Below are 17,252 nucleotides of genomic sequence, written 5' to 3'. Positions count from 1 at the left end.
AGAAACACAAATGCAGAAAAGATTTGACGGGAAGGCTGTTCTTGTAACGGCTGCTGCGGGGGGAATTGGCGAGGCTGCCGCGATTGGCTTCGCCACGGAAGGCGCCCGTGTCATGCTTTCGGACATCAATGCCGAAGCCGGTGAAGCCGCCGCGAAACGCCTGCGCGACGCCGGCGCGGACGTCGAGTTCATCCAGGCCGACGGCACGAACGAAGCCGATGTCGACCGTATCGTGAACGCCACCGTTCAGAAATTCGGCGGCCTGCACATCGCCGCCAACGTGATCGGCGAGGCGATCGGCGATGCGGCCCACGGCCCCGAGTTCCACACCCAAAGCCTGGAGGGCTGGGACGGCACGATGGCGATCTGCCTGCGCACCGCCTTTCTGGGCATGAAGTACCAGATCGGCCACATGATCGAGAACGGCGGCGGCAGCATCGTCAATGTCTCGTCCCTGGCGGGGATGGCCTTTGTCCCGGAATCGGGCGCGGCCTATTCGGCGGCCAAGGCGGGGCTGATTCAGCTGACGCGTTTTGCCGCGGTCCAGTATGCCGAACGCGGCGTACGGGTGAACTGCATCGCGCCGGGCGTCACGCCGACCAAAGCCTATTACAAGGCCGGTCCCGAGATCGCCGAGATGATCATCAACCGCATGCTGGAAGAACAAGCCATCAAGCGCCCCATCGAAACCGCGGAACAGGCCGCAGCAATGCTGTGGCTGTGCTCGGACGAGGCGTCGATGGTGACCGGCCACCTGCTGCCCGTGGACGGCGGCTGGAGCGCGCGCTGATCTTTTCGGACAAGGGCCCCGATCTTGAGGGTCCGATCTGAAGCGAACGACCTGGGGCCCCAGTCCTGACCAGGGCCCCAGGTGGAACAGCCGGAAGAAACCGATGACCGATCATCGCAAGACCGGCGCAAACGGGAGGAAAAACCATGTGGGATCGCGAAGTTGATGTCCTGTGCGCCGGCTCGGGCGCCGGCGGGCTGGCGGCCGCCATTGCTGCCGCGGAATTCGGTGGCACCGTTCTGGTCGCCGAGAAAGACGAACTTTTGGGTGGCGTTCAGGCGCTTTCGTCCGGGCAGATCTGGTTCGGCGGCAATCGCTATGCCAAAGAGGCCGGCGTCGAAGACAGCCTTGAGGAAACCAACGAATACATGGAGGCCCTGTCTCAGGGTCTGGCCATCCCAGAGCTGCGCGACGTCTATGTCCAGCGCGGCAACGAAGTGCTGGATTTCTTCGAAGACCGGATCGGGATCCGGCTGCAGGTCATCCGCGACCTGCCTGATTACTACTATCCCAAGCTGCCCGGATCGAAACCCGAGGGCCGCTATCTTGAGGTCGAACCCTTCGACGCCACCCAACTGGGCGAGTGGGCCGCGCGCTGCCGGACCTCGCCCTATGGGCATGGCTACAGCTATGTGACCTCGAACGAATTCAACGCGATGCAGACCGGCAAGGGCCCGTTCGTGGGTGACCTTCTGGCCGAGCATATCGGCAAGGACGAACGCTGTGCGGGCGCCGGGCTGGCGGCCTGGATGCTCAAGGCCGCGCTGGACCGGGGGGTCGAAATTCTGGCCGAAAGCCCGGTGACGCGCATCATCAGCGAAGAGGGCCGCGTGGTCGGCGCCGAGGTCACCACCCCCGAGGGTGTGATCCGCGTGCGCACGCGCCGCGGCGTCGTTCTGGCCACCAGCGGCTATGACTGGAACGCCGATCTTGTGCGCTCGCACGAAACCATGCCCGGCGCCGGCAGCATGTGCCCCCCCTCGGTCGAGGGCGACCATTTCGCGCTGGCCTCCGATGCGGGCGCCATTCCGGTGGCGGTACGCGCGCCCGCGCAGACGCCGATCTTCGTGGGCTACAAGGTGCCCTCCGAAGAAATCTACGGCAAGATGTCCCAGCGGATGCTGGTGCCCGGACAGCCCCATTCGATCATCGTCAACAAGACCGGCAAGCGGTTCGCCAACGATGCCTTCTACCCGGATGTGGCCACCAAGGCCTGGCGCTTCGACGGTCAGGGCGAGGCGCTGGTGAACTGGCCCGCCTGGCTGGTCTTTGACGAGAACTTCCGCGAGAAATATTCGCTGCTGCCGTCCTATCCCGGCATGCCTCTGCCCGAAGGCGTGGCCGAACAGGCAGACACGCTTGAGGAACTGGCCGCAAAGACCGGCATCGACGCGGAAGGGCTGAAGGCGCAGGTCGATCGGTTCAACGGGTTCTGCGAAACCGGTGAGGATCCGGATTTCGGCCGCCACGAAACCCCCTGGGGCACGCTGATGACGGGGGACGGGCGGATGCCGGTGCACCCCAACTTCGGCCCGCTGGAGCGCGGCCCCTTCTATGCCGTCCCGCTGGTGCGGGTGGTGATGGGTGTGCCCAGCGCCGGGCTGCGGGTGGACGAAAACGCCCGCGTGGTCAACGCGCGCGGCGACGGCGTGCCTGGCCTTTTTGCCGCTGGAAACGCGGCGGCCTGGCTGGATATCGGCGGCGGCTATAACAGCGGCATCGCGAATATGCGCGGACTGCTGCAAGGCTATCTGTCGGCCCAGACGATGATGCAATCCAACGCAGGCTAGAGGCCGGTTGACAGGCCCCCCCGGCCGGGATCATGCAAGGCTATGACAGACAGGGCGCCGACGAATATCGACATCTCCCCGTCCGCGACCGCGGGCGGGGTTACAGAGGCCCAGCCGGGCGGCCCCGTCACATCCAAAAGCTGGGAGGCCCTGCCGGATCTGCTCGACACGATCCATTGCGAAACCTATTCCTTCTTCACCGCCTCTTACGCGGCGCCGTGGGCGCTTTCGTTTTCAGGGCAGGGCGAGGTTTTCAGCTATGAGCTGCGCGAGGGCAGCGCCATCATCGAAATCGCCGGCGCCGAATTCATGCTGGAGGTTGGCGATCTGTGCCTGATCCCGCATGGCAAGCCGCACAAGCTCTATAGCAGCGCCGACAGCAAGGGGGCCGCGATCGGCCATGCCATATGCCGGGTCGACGTTCAACGGGCCAATCCGCTGCTCAAGCTGCTGCCCTTCGCGCTGATCTTCCGGGCCGAAGACGGCGCGCTGGTTTCGTGGATGCGCACCATGGCGGGGTTCATCGAGGATCTGCGCAACTCCACCGACCCCGGCGATCAGGCGATCCTGCGCCGCATGACCGAGGCGGCGATCATCCGCGCGATACAGGAATACTTCCAATCCGAACACGCCAAGGACCGCACCTTCGGCCGCGCCGCGCTGTTCCGGATCACGCCTGTCCTGCGGGCCATTCACCGCGCGCCCGAGAAGAAGTGGAGCGTCGCCAGCCTGGCGCGCGAAGCGGGCATGTCGCGCACCGTCTTCGCCACCACCTTTGCCGAAACCATGGGCGAGACCCCGGCGCAATATCTTCTGGGGGTCCGGATGGCCGTTGCGCAGGATCTGCTTCGGTCAAGCCCGATGTCTGTGTCGGATGTGGCCTGGCGTGTGGGATACGCGAATGAAGGCGCCTTCGGACGGGCGTTCAAGCGCTATTTCGGCATATCACCGATCAATTTCCGCGCCAGCGAGGTGGTCAGCGATTTCGGGCCCGAAACCTGAACGCCCGGCGGGATCACGTGCGATCCGCCGGGCGTTCGATCTGGCAGGCGGGCCGAGGCGGCGCCGCTTTGAAGGCCGCAGCGCCTATCCCCTGCGCTTGGCTTTCGCCGTCTGGATGCCCTGGAACACCGCAGAGGCATTGCCCGCCCCCACGTAATACATCAGAAAGCGCGGAATTTCCGCCAGTTCAGCCTCCGACAGCTCGTCATTGGCCAGCGCGCCGGCGATCTGTGTTTCGATCAGATCCATGCGGCCCAGACCGGCGGTCACGCCGATCACCATCAGCCGCTTGTCACGCATCGAGATGGTGGGGTCCTTCCAGACCTCACCGAAAAGCTGGGCGACGGTGTCATGGACGAAAGGCGAGCCTTCCAGCCCCTTCATCATGCCCGACGCGCCCGCGCCATAGACGGAATCGACGACCTCAAGCCCGTTGTTCCAATCGGTTGTCTTGTCGTTGCTCATGGGACTTCTCCGTTACGGCTTTTTGGTGCCGACAAGGGTGTCGGCATCGGTGATGTTCAGATCGACCAGAGGCAGTTCGATCCCGGTATCCCCGGCCATGTCCTTGGCCGCCTGCAGATCCTTGAGCATCAGCTGCTTCATGCCCTGACGGATCCTGAATTCGGTCTCATCGGTCATCGGGTCGGCGCGGTTGGCCAGCATCATCGGGCCGCCGACGCCTTCGGCGCTTTCGTCGATCACCTTGGTCAGAACGGCGATATCGACACCGGCCGCCCGACACAGCGCGGCGGCTTCCTGACCGGCGCGATAGGTGCCATAGACCACCACGTTGCGCGCGATCTTGGCCGTCATCCCGGCGCCGCTGTCGCCCATGCGCGCGACGTGTTGCGAGAACCCGTTCAGAACCGGCATGATCCGTTCAACCACGGCCGCGTCTCCGCCGACCATGCTGACCAACCCGCCTTCCTTGGCCTTCAAGCCGCCGGTCACACCGGCATCGACCAGACCAACGCCGGCCGCATCGGTCACGGCGCGGATCCTTTCCAGCTCGGTCAAGGACACCGTGGCCAGAACCACGATCGTCATCTCGGGGCGTGCATGGGTCAGCACCCCGTCGGGGCCCGACAGCACGTCAATCACCTGCTGGGCGCTGACCACCGCGACCAGGATCGTATCCGAAACCTTGGCCAGTTCCGCCGGAGAGGCCACGACCGCCGGCACACCCTCGAGCGCATCCGCCGCGTCCGGCCGGATGTCGTAGACCGCCGCAAGCTGACCGGTTCGGGCCAGGCAAACGGCAACCCCGCCGCCGATCATGCCAAGTCCGATAACCCCCGCATTTTTCATTCCGAGTTCTCCCTAAGTGTCTCTGCCCGCCCAAAGTCGGGCGGCGCCAGCGTTCTGGCGTTTTTTGTCTTGTGGAAAGATGCGGCAATTGCTGCCGCATCTGCTGCGTTTGGCGTGGAGAAGATCAAGCCCCCAGAGGCTTACCAGACGAGATCGACCGCCGTGGGCTGGATCATGCCCAGATAGTGCTCAACCTCGACGCCGTCCTTGAGCCGGAACTCGGGAACGGCGCGCAGGAACTCCTCCATCGCGATGCGCATTTCCCGGCGCGCCAGGTGCATGCCCAGGCACAGATGCGGGCCATAGCCAAAGCTCAGGTGCCCGTCGGATTCCCGGTCAAACCGGATCTCGTTGGCGGCATCGTATTCAGCCGGATCGCGCCCAGCCAGCGTGGCCGACATCACCACCTTGTCGCCGGGCATGAACTTGACGCCCTTCAACTCGCACGGCTGCGTCACGGTCTTGAACACCGTCACGGCGGGATAGGCGCGCATCAGCTCGTCGATGGCCGCGGGGATCAGCGAAGGATCATCGCGCAGCATCTTCTGGTGCTCGGGGTTGCGGGCCAGGTGCAGGAACTGCAGACCCATCTGGGTCGAAACCGTATCCAGACCGCCGATGAACAGGTTGAAGGTAAAGCCGACCAGTTCGTCATCGGTCAGTTCGCGCCCGTCGATCTTGGCCTGCACCCCGTAGGTGAACAGATCGTCCGTCGGGTTCTCGCGGCGGTCGGCCAGTTCCTCGCGCAGGTAATCAACGACAGAACGCGTCGCGACCGCCATCTTTTTAAGGTCATGGCTGTGCAGCATGGCCTCTTCCCATTCCAGGAACTGCTTGGTCCGCGATTGCGGCAGGCCCATCAGTTCCATGAACACCTTGATCGGGAATTCGAAGGCGAAATCGCGCATGAACTCGCATTTGCCCTTGTCTTTCAACCCTTCGACATACTCGCGGGCATAGCCACGGATCTTGTCTTCCAGCTTGGCGATGGCGCCCGGAGAGAACACCCGGCTGACGAAAGCGCGATAGTGCGCGTGAATGGGCGGATCGGATTCGGCCGGTACCAGATTCCATGTTTCGCCGATGATCATCGAGAAGGGCGAAAAGCCCTTGTTCGAGAAATTCTCAGTGTCGAAGTGAATGGTTTTCAGATCTTCCGCGGTGCGGACAACCCAGGCCGGAGTGCCACCCGGATAAGCGTGTTTCGAATAGAAGATCGGCGGCGTTTCGGCATGCACCTGCGCGGCAAGCTCGCCAAACGGGTCCTGTTTGGTCTTTACGCCGAAAAGGAACGGAAACGGCAGCACAAGTTCGTCAGGAACATGTGCCGGAATTTCCACTTCTTTGGGTGACAGGTCTAATTCCATTTTTTTCTCCTCCACTGGGCTCATACGTCGCTTTCGGCGTTTTCTTGATCATGCCCGGAACCAAGCAGGGACAGAATCCGGGTTTCGGCGGTAATGACACCTACCCAAGGTTAGGTCGCGGCCCGGCACGGGGCGCTCCGCAGGCCCGGTAAACAAGTGCAATGCGTGGAGGCGGAGGCAGCAGGATGGACTTCGGGCGCAACCACGCCGCTCAGCCCGGCAACGACCGGGGCAATGCGGCATGGATTGCTTCGTTTCAGCATCGGGCGCGGCCCGAAAGCGCCCGGCGATCCGGCCTTCAGTATTGCGTGGCCGGGATCTTGACGACCATCCCGTCAAGCTCCGCCGTCACCTCGATCTGGCACGACAGCCGGCGGTCATCGCCCTCGACATCTTCGAGCATGGCTTCTTCCAGAACCCCCGGCGCCGGCAGCTTGTCGCGCCACTCTGCGCCGATGACGACCTGGCAGGTCGCGCAAGCGCAGGCACCGCCGCATTCGGCCACGATCCCGTCAATTCCGTTGTCGACAGCGCCACGCATCACGCTCATCCCTTCTTCAACCTCCAGTTCCGCGCGCGTACCATCGGGTTGCTCATAAGTAATTTTCGGCACGTTTTCTTCCTCTGCTTCTCGATCTGCCAACGGGTGCGCCGATGCGCCCCGCCGACGTATTTCTGACGGCCATCGCCAACCTGCTTCAGGGCGGTGATGCCCGAACCCGGCGCACGGCGTCCGGATCCGCGCTGCCCGCCCTATCCCCATGCCATGTCTTGCCCGCACGGAATCCATCCGCGCAGGTCCGGCCAGGGCCAATAAACAGCAGTCATCGCCGAAGCTGACCTATCCTAAGAAGGGGCGCCGCCAAATTTATTGCACCAGGAACCGGCGGCAGCCCCGACCGCTTCAAGACAGGCCGCGCAGGATCGCGACCCGCGCGCATATCCACCGGCCGGACCCGTGCGGCCCGGACTCAAAAGACCTGTCTTTCGGCAGGGCAGGTTTTTACCGGACCCTGTATTGTCGCCTCGAGAACCACAACCCAAGGCCCGTGGAGCCGGGCATGAGGCGAAGGATGAACATGACGGAGAAATTCATTGTCGGCATCGGCGGCACGACGCGCGGCGGATCCAGTACAGAGCTGCTGGTTCGTGCGGTTCTGGACGCATGCGCGCGGCAAGGCGCCAAAGTCGAGATGTTTGGCGCGAAAGAGCTGGTGGCCCTGCCCTTCTACGCCCCCGAAAACGAAGAACGCAGCGATGCGCAGCGCCACTTCATAGACAGCGTGCGCCGGGCCGACGGGTTGGTGATCGGCTCGCCCGGCTATCATGCGGGTATCTCGGCGCTGGTGAAGAATGCCATCGATCTGATGCAGGACACGATGACCGACAAGCGGGTGTATCTCGATGGATGCCCGGTGGGTCTGGTGGTCAGCGCCGCCGGCTGGCAGGCCACGGGCACCACGCTCAGCTCGCTGCGCGATATCGTGTGTTCCCTGCGCGGCTGGCCGACTCCGGTCGGCGTGACGATGAACAGCCTGCAGCAAAAGCCGTTCGATGCGGACGGCAAGCTGATCGACGATGCGCTTTCGACCATGATCGAGAGCCAGGCAAAGCAGTTGATGGGGTTTGGTTACGCATGACCCCCGGCGCCGGTTTTTTCGAAAGGCATTCGCAAGGCGAATACCGACGAAGCGCTGTGATGACAAAATCTGTGGATAGGAGGAACAACGATGGGAGGCGAGATAATGAATATTGAGGCTGTTTCCTCGCAAACGACACCTGAAGACCTGATCAGGGCGGCGCGGGACATGATCCCCACCTTGCGCGAGCGCGCGGCCCATTGCGAACAGATTCGCAAGATCCCCCAGGAAACCTGGAACGATTTCCGCGATGCCAAGCTGCTGCGCGCCGCGCAGCCGCGCAAGTTCGGCGGCTTTGAATTCGGCATCGACACCATTGCCGAGATCGGCATGGAAGTGGGCCGTGGCTGCGGTTCCTCGGCCTGGATGGCGGGGCAGTGGCCGGGGCACCAGTTCATGGTCGGCTATCTGCCGCTGGAGGCGCAGCACGAATATTGGGACGCCAATCCCGACACCATGTCCTCGACCGCCTCGGCCGTGGCCAAGCTGAACATCGAGCCCGAGGGCGATGGCTGGCGCATCACCGACAGCCAGATGCGGTTTTCCAGCGGTTGCGATTATGCCGAATGGATCCACTTCATCACCATGCACGGGCTGTGCCTGATTCCGAAATCCGATTTCGAGGTGGTGGACGACTGGTATGTCTCGGGCCTGCGCGGCACCGGCTCCAAATCCATCGTGATCAAGGATGCCTATGTCCCACCGCACCGGTTCGTGTCGCTTGAGCAGCTGAAAATGTGCTCGACCCCGGGCGCCGAGATCTATCCCGACAATCCCTATTACCGGGCGCCGTTCAACCTGGTGGTCAACCAGTTGCTGCTCAGCGCGACGATCGGCATGGCGCGCGGCGTTCTGGACATCTTCGAAGAGCGGGTGACCGGCCGGATCAACCTGCACACGTTCGAATCCGCCGCGCTGAGCGCAGGGGCGCAGATGCGCTTTGCCGAATCGCATGCAGAGGTAACCGCCGCGATGATGTATGTGCGCCACAACTGCCAGCAGATGAAGGAATGGGGCGAAGCGAACCACGTTCCCGATCAGGCCGAGCGCGCCGAGGCGCGCCGCAACGTGGCCTATGGCGCCCTGCTGGCCGTGCGCGCCGCCGAGCGTCTGCTGACCGCGGGCGATGCGAAAGGCATGTATGAGGATCATCCGCTGGGCCGCCTTGGCCGCGACGTACACATGGCCGGCCTCCAGGCGAACCTGACGTGGGATGAACCGGCACAAAGCTTCTCGCGCGCGCGTTGGGGCGTGGAACAGCCGCTGTCCTACCTGACCTGACACCGGCCGGAGAGCGCCGCAAGACAAGGCAGTGGCCCCGATGGAATCCGTTGGGGCCGCTGTTTTACGGTGAAATCGTGACGAAAGGGGTGGCATGACGGAAACCGGCACATCCACACAGCCTGTCTTTGTCACGGGTGGGACCGGCGGGCTGGGGCGCGCGATCTGCACTGGCATGGCACAGCGCGGCCACCCTGTCTTTTTCACCTATCGCAGCAACGCCGACGCCGCGCAGGCCCTGGCCGACGAACTAGGTGGCCCCGGAATGGCGCAATGCGCGCAGGCGGACACCACCGACGCGGGCTCGATCACAGCCGCCGTGGCCGCCGCGACCGCGTGGAAAGGCGCGCCGCACAGTGCGATTTTCGCTTCGGGCGCGCATATCGCCCAACCGTTCGTGTCTCAGATCACCGAGACCGACTGGCAAGGCGTTCTCAATATCGAGCTGATGGGGCTGACGCGTTTCGTCTCGGCGATCCTGCCGGGTTTTCGCGCCGCCGGGCACGGGAATTTCGTCTGCATCACCAGTATCGCAACGGTCAGCTACCCGCCCGGCGATGCGCTGTCGGCCGTGCCGAAGGCCGGGATGGAAATGCTGATGCGGGCCATCGCCCGTGAGGAAGGGCGCTATGGCATCCGGGCCAATTGCGTGGCGCCGGGGCTGATGGATTCCGGGCTGGGGGCGGAATTCATCCGCGACCTTTACACCCCCGACATCTGGGAAACCCAGCGCAAGCGCATCGCGCTGCGCCGCTTCGGCTCGGCCGACGAGCTGGCCGATGTCGTGGCGTTTCTTGCGGGCGACGAGTCGCGCTATGTCACCGGCCAGACGATCTATGCCGATGGTGGTTTCCGGCTGTGATCGCCCCACCGCGCTGAAATTGTGCATTCGACCTATCGAGCGTCGGGTGCCGATCGGTGCGGCATCGCCGTATCTGGGCCAAGCACCCCGCATTCGCGGTTCAACAAACTAGAATATCTGAAAGGAACACCATGCCGAGCGGACCCTTTGCACATGTATGCCTGCTGGTACGTGACCTCGACGTAGCCGTCGACCACTGGACCAAGATCCTCAAGATCCTCGATCCCAAGCAGGTTGAGAAAAAGATCGTCAGATACGAGGATTTCGAAGGTGGCGAAGACAAGATGCGCTGGGCCACGTTCGTGTCTGATCACGGTGCGGAAATGCAGTTCATCGAACCGGGCGAAGGCACGCCCCTGTACAAGCGTCTGGAAAAGCATGGCGAGCATGTGCACCACATTTGCCTGACCACCGACGACGTGCCCGGAACGCTTGAAAAGCTGCGCGCCGAAGGCATCGAAACCGTGGGCACGATCAGCCAGGACCCCGACATGACCTGGCAGGAATGGGGCTGGGTATCACCCAAAAGCGCGCATGGCGTGCTGATCGAGGTGGCCAAGCCCTACAAGAGCAAGAATGACGGAAAATGGTATCCCGCATCTGAAGAATAAGGCTGGGGCGGCCCGTGTCCTGCCCCGGGCACCGCGGGCCGCACCCATCGACCGAGAAACCGCGCAAGGCGCCGCCCGGAACTCCGCCCCCGGGTTGGCGCCCCGCCCCGGCAGCGCCGGTTTTGGGGCCCGCCCCGAATGCTCACCTTCGTTTCCAAGGAGACCAGAGAAATGATGAAAGCTGTTGTGCTTTCCGAAGCCGAAGGCCCCGAAGCCGCCCGCCTGCAGGATGAGCCTGTGCCCCAACCCGCCGCCGGCGAGGTGCGTGTCGCACTGCGCGCGGCCTCGTTGAACCACCGGGAATTGTGGATCAGCCGCGGGATGTACCCCGGCATGAACCTGCCCAGCATCCTGGGCGCCGATGGCGCGGGCGTGGTCGACGCGGTCGGTGACGGGGTCGATGCATCAATGGTCGGCCAGGAGGTGGTGCTTTACCCCGCGCGCGACTGGGGCGACAACCCGGATTACCCCTCGGGCAAGTTCTGCCTGCTGGGGATGCCGATCCCCGGCACTTTGGCGCAATATATCTGTGTGCCCGCCGAAAACGTCTGCACAAAACCCGCGCATCTGAGCTTTGGCCAGGCCGCGGCCCTGCCAACGGCGGCGCTGACCGCCTGGCGCGCACTGACGCGCAAGGCCGGGCTCAAGAAGGGCGACAAGGTGCTGATCACCGGCATCGGTGGCGGTGTCGCGACCTTTGCCCTGGCCTTCGCCGTGGCCAAGGGCGCGGAGGTCTGGGTGACCAGCGGCAACCCCGACAATATCGAACAGGCCATGGCATTGGGCGCCAAGGGCGGTTTCAACTATCGCGAAGAGGGCTGGGGCAAAGCCGCCGGCAAGGCCTCGGGCGGGTTCGATGTGATCATCGACGGCGCACCAGCGGCCTCGTTCGCGGCCTATACACGATCTGTGGCCATGGGCGGCCGGGTGGTGATCTATGGTTCGACCCAAGGCCCCAAGTTCGAAGTCAACGCGCCGGAGTTTTTCCTGCGGCACGCCACGATCTTCGGCACCGCAATGGGCACCGTGGCCGATTTCAACGAGATGATCGGCTTTGTCAGCGACAACACGCTGGAACCCGTGATCGAGAGCACCTTCCCGCTTGACCAGATCGCACAGGCCTTCACCGCATTGCAGGGCAACCACTTTGGCAAGGTCATCGTGGACATTCCCGCCCCGAACGGAGCCTGAGCCGATGAAGAACCTGTTTGACCTGACCGGCAAGACCGCGCTTGTCACCGGCGGCGCCAACGGCATGGGCCGGATGATCGCCCAGGGCCTGATCGAGGCCGGCGCGCATGTCATCGTGACCTCGCGCAAGGAAACCGACGTGGCCGAGGCCGTCGCGGCCCTGTCGCAGTTCGGCTCGGCCGAAGGCATGACGGCGGATCTGTCCTCGGCCGAAGGCGTGGGCGCGCTGAGCACGGCGCTGATCGCGCGCGGCAAGCCGCTGCATATCGTGATCAACAACGCGGGCCGCACCTTCGGCGCGCCGCTTGCCGAATTCCCCGACACCGCCTGGAGCGGTGTGATGATGGTGAACGTGCAGGCGCCGTTCACGCTGGTGCGCGACCTGCTGCCCCTGTTCAAGACGTCGGGCACCGCCGAAGACCCGGTGCGCATTATCAATATCGGGTCGGTCGCGGGCGCGCGGGTCGAGAACCTGCCGGCCTATTCCTATGCCGCCAGCAAGGCCGCGATCCACCACCTGTCCAAGGTGCTGGCGATCGAGCTGGCCGATGAGGCGATTACCGTCAACACGGTGCTGCCGGGTTACTTCCCCACCAAGATGACCACGCATATCCGCGCCGACGACGACCGGCTGGCCGAACTGCGCGATCACATCCCGATGGGACGAATGGGCACAGCCGACGACATCGCCGGCGCCTGCATCTTTCTGTGTTCGCGAGCCGGGGCCTATGTGACCGGCGCGCAGATCCCGGTGGATGGCGGCGTTCTGGCAGGCGGCTAGGCGGCCACTCACGCCTCCCGCGCCTATCCGGCGTCAGGTGCGGGCTTGGCAGCTACTGGAGATACTTCTGCCAAAGGGAGCAGGATTCGGCATATGGATTTCAATCTGACAGAAGAACAGGCCGCCTTCCGCGACATGGTGCGCCGGTGGGTGGACAACGAACTTCCCAAAAGCCTTTCGCGTGAGCTTGAGGCACGGGAAAAGGAATACCCCTTCGAGCTTTGGGAAAAACTGCGCGAAGCGGGTTTTTTCGGGATCGGTATCGATGAGGAATACGGCGGCCAGGGCGGCGATGTGATGATCCAGATGATCCTGGCGCGCGAGCTGTCGCGTTCGCTGGGCGGGCTGCTGTGGGTCTGGGGGCTGACCTCTTTCGCCGGCGCCAAATCCATCGGGCTTTACGGCACCGACGAACAGAAGGCCGAATTCCTGCCCAAGATCGCGGCGGGCGATTGCCGCGTCTCGATCGGCTTTACCGAGCCCGGCGGCGGCACTGATGTGCTGGGCGCCATGAGCACGACCGCCAAGAAGGTTGACGGCGGCTGGGTGCTGAACGGCGAAAAGATGTGGTCTTCGGCCAGCCATGTGGCCGACTATATTCTGCTGCTGGCACGCACCGACAAGGATGTCGAAAAGCGGCATCAGGGCCTGACCCTGTTCTTCGTGCCCACGAAATCCGAGGGCATGGAAAACCACCTTCTGGAAAAGCTCGGGATGCGCGCTGTCGGGTCAAGCCGCGTCGTGCTGAACGATGTTTTCGTCCCCGACAACCTGGTGCTGGGCGAGCCCGGCAATGCCTGGTACATGCTGCTGCCCACGCTCAACAACGAGCGGATCATGGTCGGCGCGCAATGTCTGGGCGCCATCGACGGCGTGCTGGAAGACGCGGTGGACTATGCCAAACAGCGCAAGGCCTTTGGCAAACCCATCGGACAGTTCCAGGCCATTCAGCACTACATCGCCGATATCGCCACATGGCAGCAACAGGTCGAACTGATGCTCTACCATGTGTCCTGGCTGCAATCGACCGGGCAGGAATGCGGCGTACAGGCGAACATGCTCAAGATGGTGGCGTCTGAATCCGCCGTGAAAGCGGCCGATCTGGGCATTCAGATTCTGGGCGGCATGGGCTATTCCGCGGAAACCGACATGCAGCGCTACTGGCGTGATCACCGGATCCTGCGGATCACCCCGATCTCGAACGAGATGGTTCGGAACTCGATCGCCGAGTCCTTCGGTCTGCCCCGCTCGTTCTGACGGGGCCGGTGCGGATGGTCCGTACCTTTCCCCTCTGCCGGTATCCCGCCGCCGCGCGGGGGCCGGTTTTGCGATCACGGCCAGTGCCTGGCGGAACAGAAGATACTGCGAGATAAGGAATAACGGCGTGTTGGAGATCACCCAGAACCTTCCCGGATATGCGGAACAGCTCATCAAGACGGCGCAGCAGTTCCCCGACAGGGTCGCGGTCGTTCTGGACAAGGATCGCAGCACCTATGCCGAACTGGTCGAGGCCGCGAAATGGCGTGCGCGTGAGCTACGCGCGCTTGGCCTGAGCAAGGGTGACAAGCTGGCGCTTCTGATGCCCAATTGCATGGAGTTCGTCGAATTCTTCATCGGCGCCTCGTTCATCGGCGTGGTGGTGGTGCCGATCAACACCCGCTTCCGCGCTTTCGAGCTGGCCCATATCATCCGCGATTCCGGCGCGCGCTGCGTGGTGACGACAGGCGCCGTGGATGAGCATGTGAACTTCAAGCAACTGCTGAACGAGGCGCTGCCCGGTCTGGCCGATGCGAGTTGCGAGGGCCGTCTGGCGATCGAGGGCTTCCCCGCGCTTGAACATATCATCCATTTTCACGACGGCACCCCGCCCTGCATGATCAGTTCCGAGGCACTGCGCGACCGCGCCGGATCGGCCCCGAAACCGGACATGGGCCCCCTGCCCGGCCCGCAGGCCCTGCAACTGATCATGTATACCTCGGGCACCACGGCGGCGCCCAAGGGGTGCCTGCTGCCCAACCGCTGTCTCGTGACCACCGCGCAGCTGACGGCCGGGCTGTTCGACGTGGGCCCGGATGACACCTGGTGGTGCCCGCTGCCGATGTTCCATATCGGCGGGCTGCTGTTCATGACCGTCTGCCTTGCGGTCGGCGCGCGCTTTGTCGGCATGAGCCACTTCGACGTGGATATGGCCTACGCGCAATTCGCCGAATACCCGCCCACGGTGCTTTACCCGCTGTTCCCGACGATCCTGCTGCCACTGATGAGCGCGCCAGAGTTCAAGAACACCGATTTCTCGCGCGTGCGCTTCGTCTTCAACGTAGGCCCCGAGGAAATTCAGCGTCGCATTCAGGCCGCATTCCCCGATGCGCTGCTTCTGTCGGCCTACGGCATGAGCGAAACGACCGGCATCGTGACCTTTAGCCACCCCACGGACACGCTTGAGGAGCGCACCACCACGGTGGGCCATTTCCTGCCCGGCTGGTCGGCGCGGATCGTCGATCCCGAAACCCGGCAAGAGGTCGCTCCGGGCGAACCGGGCGAGATCGCGGTGAAGGGCCCAAGCCTGTTTGCAGGCTATCTGAACCAGCCCGAATTGACCGCCGAAATGCACACCGAAGACGGCTACTTCATGACCGGCGACTATGGCGCGATGGCCGAAAGCGGGCTTTTGCGCTTCCTTGGACGCCTGAAGGATCAGATGAAGGTCGGGGGCGAAAACGTCTCGGCGCTCGAGGTGGAATCCTTCCTGGCCCAGAATGACGCCGTGCGGCTTGCGCAGGTGGTGCCCATCCCGGACGAACGCTATGGCGAGGTTCCGGCGGCCTTCATCGAGCTGGCCCCCGGCGCCACGCTGACCGAGGAAGACGTGCTTAGCCACTGCAAGGGGCGCATCGCAAGTTTCAAGGTGCCCCGCCACGTGCGTTTCGTAACCGAATGGCCGATGTCGGCCACCAAAGTTGCCAAGTTCCGGCTCCGGCAAAAACTGTGTGAGGAGCTGGGTCTTGGCTAAGCGCCCTCGGGCGCAGCCCGCGCCCGTTTTGAACGGAGAGCACAGCCATGACGGCCGAGAAGCATATCTTCATCGTCTATACCAATGCCGTGGACGGGCAGGACGACGCCTTCAACGACTGGTATGACAACCAGCACCTGAACGATGTTCTGAAAATCCCCGGCGTGGTCGCCGCCCAGCGGTTCGCGCTGAGCGACAAGCAGCGGCTCGACCCGCCCTTTCCGTGGAAATACGCTGCGATCTATGAGGTCGAGACCGACGATCTTGATCCGGTGATTGATGCGCTGAAAACCTGGATCGGGACCGAGAAGATGCCGCGTACGGATGCGATGAACCCGCATCGCGAGGCCTATTTCTTTCACCCGATCACAGACCGGCGCCAAACCCCGCAAGAGTAAAACAGACAGGTCGTCAAAGGCCGGCGCCAGGCCGGCCCCCGCAGAGGCCGTCAGTTCAGTTTGCGCTCGTCCAGCCCAAGGCCGCGACCGATGATTTCAAGCATGATCTCGGATGTCCCGGCAAAGATGCGCGACACACGTGCGTCCGTATACATGCGGCAGATCCGGTATTCCTGCATATAGCCCGCGCCGCCATGAAGCTGAACGCAGCGGTCCATGACGGTGCCCTCAAGCTCGGTCGCCATCAGCTTGGCGGCGGCGGCGGTGTCACCATCCAGCGCCTTGTCGTTCTGCAGCATCACGCATTGGTCCACAAAGGTCTGAACCGTATCGATCTCGGCCCGCATCCGGGCCAGCTCGAACCGCGAATTCTGGAACATCCCGATGGGGCGCCCGAACGCGCCGCGCTCTTTGACGTAGTCCAGCGTCAGATCGAACGCGGTCTGCGCGGCTGCCAGGGCGGCAATCGCAACGACAACCCGTTCACCGGCCAGGAACTCGGTCAGATAGTGGAACCCGCGCTCGGGGTCGCCCAGCACGTTGTCCTTGGGCACGCGCACATCCTCGAAGAACAGCTCGGACGTGTCTTGCGAGTCGAGACCCATCTTCTTGAGCCGCTGCCCGCGCGCGAACCCGGCCTGACCGGCCTCGACCACGAAAAGCCCCACACGGTGCTTTTCGGCCTTCGAGGTGCGGGCTGCCACGATCACCAGATCGGCAAGCTGCCCGTTCGAGATATAGGTCTTGGACCCGTTCAGCACCCAGCAATCGTCTTCCTCGACGGCGGTGGTGCGCATCGCGGCCAGATCGCTGCCCGCGTGGGGCTCGGTCAAGGCGATCGCAAGGATCTTGTTGCCCGAGATGCAATCGGGCAGCCAGCGCGCCTTTTGCTCGTCATTTCCCAAGTGGCCCAGATAGGGGGCCACCAGGTTGGAATGCAGGTGGATATAGAACCCCGGATCACCGTGGCGCATGTTTTCCTCGGACACGATCTGCTCGTAGCGCAGATCGCTGATGCCGGCCCCGCCGTATTTCTCATCAGCCCAGGTCAGAAGCAGGCCAAGTTCGCCTGCCTTGACATAGGCCTCACGGTCCACATGACCCTGTTCGCGCCAGCGCTCTGCATGTGGTCCGATCTCGTTCTGGAAGAACCGCCGGACGGTATCGCGAAACTGCTCGTGCTCGGGTTCGAAAATCGTTCTTTTCATGCCTGGCTAC

General features: G+C 63.5%; 17 protein-coding genes. 12 read left to right on the top strand and 5 right to left on the bottom strand.

Annotated elements, in window-relative coordinates:
- Positions 1–10: 10 nt before the first annotated feature.
- The 3 genes from GGR17_RS07380 (at position 11) to GGR17_RS07370 (ending at position 3,582) form a co-directional block, all read left to right on the top strand.
- The gene (locus tag GGR17_RS07380; protein WP_054540229.1) at positions 11–790 is read left to right on the top strand and encodes an SDR family NAD(P)-dependent oxidoreductase; all 780 of its coding nucleotides are present in this window, start codon (positions 11–13) and stop codon (positions 788–790) included.
- 146 nt (positions 791–936) lie between these two features.
- Entirely contained in the window at positions 937–2,580 is a 1,644-nt protein-coding gene (locus tag GGR17_RS07375) for an FAD-dependent oxidoreductase (RefSeq protein WP_054540230.1), read from the top strand.
- A 42-nt stretch (positions 2,581–2,622) separates the two neighbouring features.
- The gene (locus GGR17_RS07370; RefSeq protein ID WP_054540231.1) at positions 2,623–3,582 is read left to right on the top strand and encodes a helix-turn-helix transcriptional regulator; all 960 of its coding nucleotides are present in this window, start codon (positions 2,623–2,625) and stop codon (positions 3,580–3,582) included.
- 84 nt (positions 3,583–3,666) lie between these two features.
- Here GGR17_RS07370 and GGR17_RS07365 read toward each other — a convergent pair whose 3' ends face one another.
- From GGR17_RS07365 to GGR17_RS20315, 4 genes are all read right to left on the bottom strand, one after another.
- A complete protein-coding gene (locus GGR17_RS07365; protein ID WP_054540232.1) occupies positions 3,667–4,047 on the bottom strand; it encodes a carboxymuconolactone decarboxylase family protein in 381 nt (126 codons plus the stop codon).
- A gap of 12 nt (positions 4,048–4,059) precedes the next feature.
- Complete coding sequence (locus GGR17_RS07360) at positions 4,060–4,893, bottom strand: NAD(P)-dependent oxidoreductase (protein WP_054540233.1); 834 nt, start codon at positions 4,891–4,893, stop codon at positions 4,060–4,062.
- A 140-nt stretch (positions 4,894–5,033) separates the two neighbouring features.
- Positions 5,034–6,260, bottom strand: a complete 1,227-nt coding sequence (locus GGR17_RS07355) for a cytochrome P450 (RefSeq protein ID WP_054540234.1) — start codon at positions 6,258–6,260, stop codon at positions 5,034–5,036.
- Between the two features lie 298 nt (positions 6,261–6,558).
- Complete coding sequence (locus tag GGR17_RS20315; RefSeq protein ID WP_054540235.1) at positions 6,559–6,873, bottom strand: 2Fe-2S iron-sulfur cluster-binding protein; 315 nt, start codon at positions 6,871–6,873, stop codon at positions 6,559–6,561.
- A gap of 466 nt (positions 6,874–7,339) precedes the next feature.
- On the opposite strand from GGR17_RS20315, the gene GGR17_RS07345 reads away from it, so the two are divergent.
- The 9 genes from GGR17_RS07345 to GGR17_RS07305 all read left to right on the top strand — a co-directional run bounded on the left by GGR17_RS07345 (position 7,340) and on the right by GGR17_RS07305 (position 16,034).
- Positions 7,340–7,900, top strand: coding sequence for an NADPH-dependent FMN reductase (locus tag GGR17_RS07345; RefSeq protein WP_052071184.1), 561 nt, complete (start codon positions 7,340–7,342; stop codon positions 7,898–7,900).
- A gap of 105 nt (positions 7,901–8,005) precedes the next feature.
- Complete coding sequence (locus tag GGR17_RS07340; RefSeq protein ID WP_054540236.1) at positions 8,006–9,181, top strand: acyl-CoA dehydrogenase family protein; 1,176 nt, start codon at positions 8,006–8,008, stop codon at positions 9,179–9,181.
- A gap of 94 nt (positions 9,182–9,275) precedes the next feature.
- The gene (locus GGR17_RS07335) at positions 9,276–10,043 is read left to right on the top strand and encodes an SDR family NAD(P)-dependent oxidoreductase (RefSeq protein ID WP_054540237.1); all 768 of its coding nucleotides are present in this window, start codon (positions 9,276–9,278) and stop codon (positions 10,041–10,043) included.
- A gap of 131 nt (positions 10,044–10,174) precedes the next feature.
- Positions 10,175–10,654, top strand: coding sequence for a VOC family protein (locus GGR17_RS07330; RefSeq protein ID WP_052071173.1), 480 nt, complete (start codon positions 10,175–10,177; stop codon positions 10,652–10,654).
- Between the two features lie 171 nt (positions 10,655–10,825).
- Positions 10,826–11,845: a quinone oxidoreductase family protein gene (locus tag GGR17_RS07325; protein WP_207642724.1), complete on the top strand. Its 1,020-nt coding sequence runs from the start codon at positions 10,826–10,828 to the stop codon at positions 11,843–11,845.
- A 4-nt stretch (positions 11,846–11,849) separates the two neighbouring features.
- The gene (locus tag GGR17_RS07320) at positions 11,850–12,626 is read left to right on the top strand and encodes an SDR family oxidoreductase (protein ID WP_054540238.1); all 777 of its coding nucleotides are present in this window, start codon (positions 11,850–11,852) and stop codon (positions 12,624–12,626) included.
- 93 nt (positions 12,627–12,719) lie between these two features.
- Complete coding sequence (locus GGR17_RS07315) at positions 12,720–13,883, top strand: acyl-CoA dehydrogenase family protein (RefSeq protein ID WP_054540239.1); 1,164 nt, start codon at positions 12,720–12,722, stop codon at positions 13,881–13,883.
- A 127-nt stretch (positions 13,884–14,010) separates the two neighbouring features.
- On the top strand, positions 14,011–15,636 hold the full coding sequence (locus GGR17_RS07310) for a class I adenylate-forming enzyme family protein (protein ID WP_054540240.1): 1,626 nt from the start codon (positions 14,011–14,013) through the stop codon (positions 15,634–15,636).
- Positions 15,637–15,683: 47 nt separating this feature from the next.
- Positions 15,684–16,034, top strand: coding sequence for a DUF4286 family protein (locus tag GGR17_RS07305; protein WP_054540241.1), 351 nt, complete (start codon positions 15,684–15,686; stop codon positions 16,032–16,034).
- A 50-nt stretch (positions 16,035–16,084) separates the two neighbouring features.
- On the opposite strand, the gene GGR17_RS07300 is transcribed toward GGR17_RS07305, so the two are convergent.
- The gene (locus GGR17_RS07300) at positions 16,085–17,242 is read right to left on the bottom strand and encodes an acyl-CoA dehydrogenase family protein (RefSeq protein WP_054540242.1); all 1,158 of its coding nucleotides are present in this window, start codon (positions 17,240–17,242) and stop codon (positions 16,085–16,087) included.
- Positions 17,243–17,252 lie beyond the last annotated feature (10 nt).

This window comes from Actibacterium naphthalenivorans (assembly GCF_014196965.1).
Classification (GTDB): domain Bacteria; phylum Pseudomonadota; class Alphaproteobacteria; order Rhodobacterales; family Rhodobacteraceae; genus Actibacterium_A; species Actibacterium_A naphthalenivorans.
The sequence above is the reverse complement of the archived record's forward strand: the minus strand, read 5'-3'. Positions and strand labels throughout refer to the sequence as shown.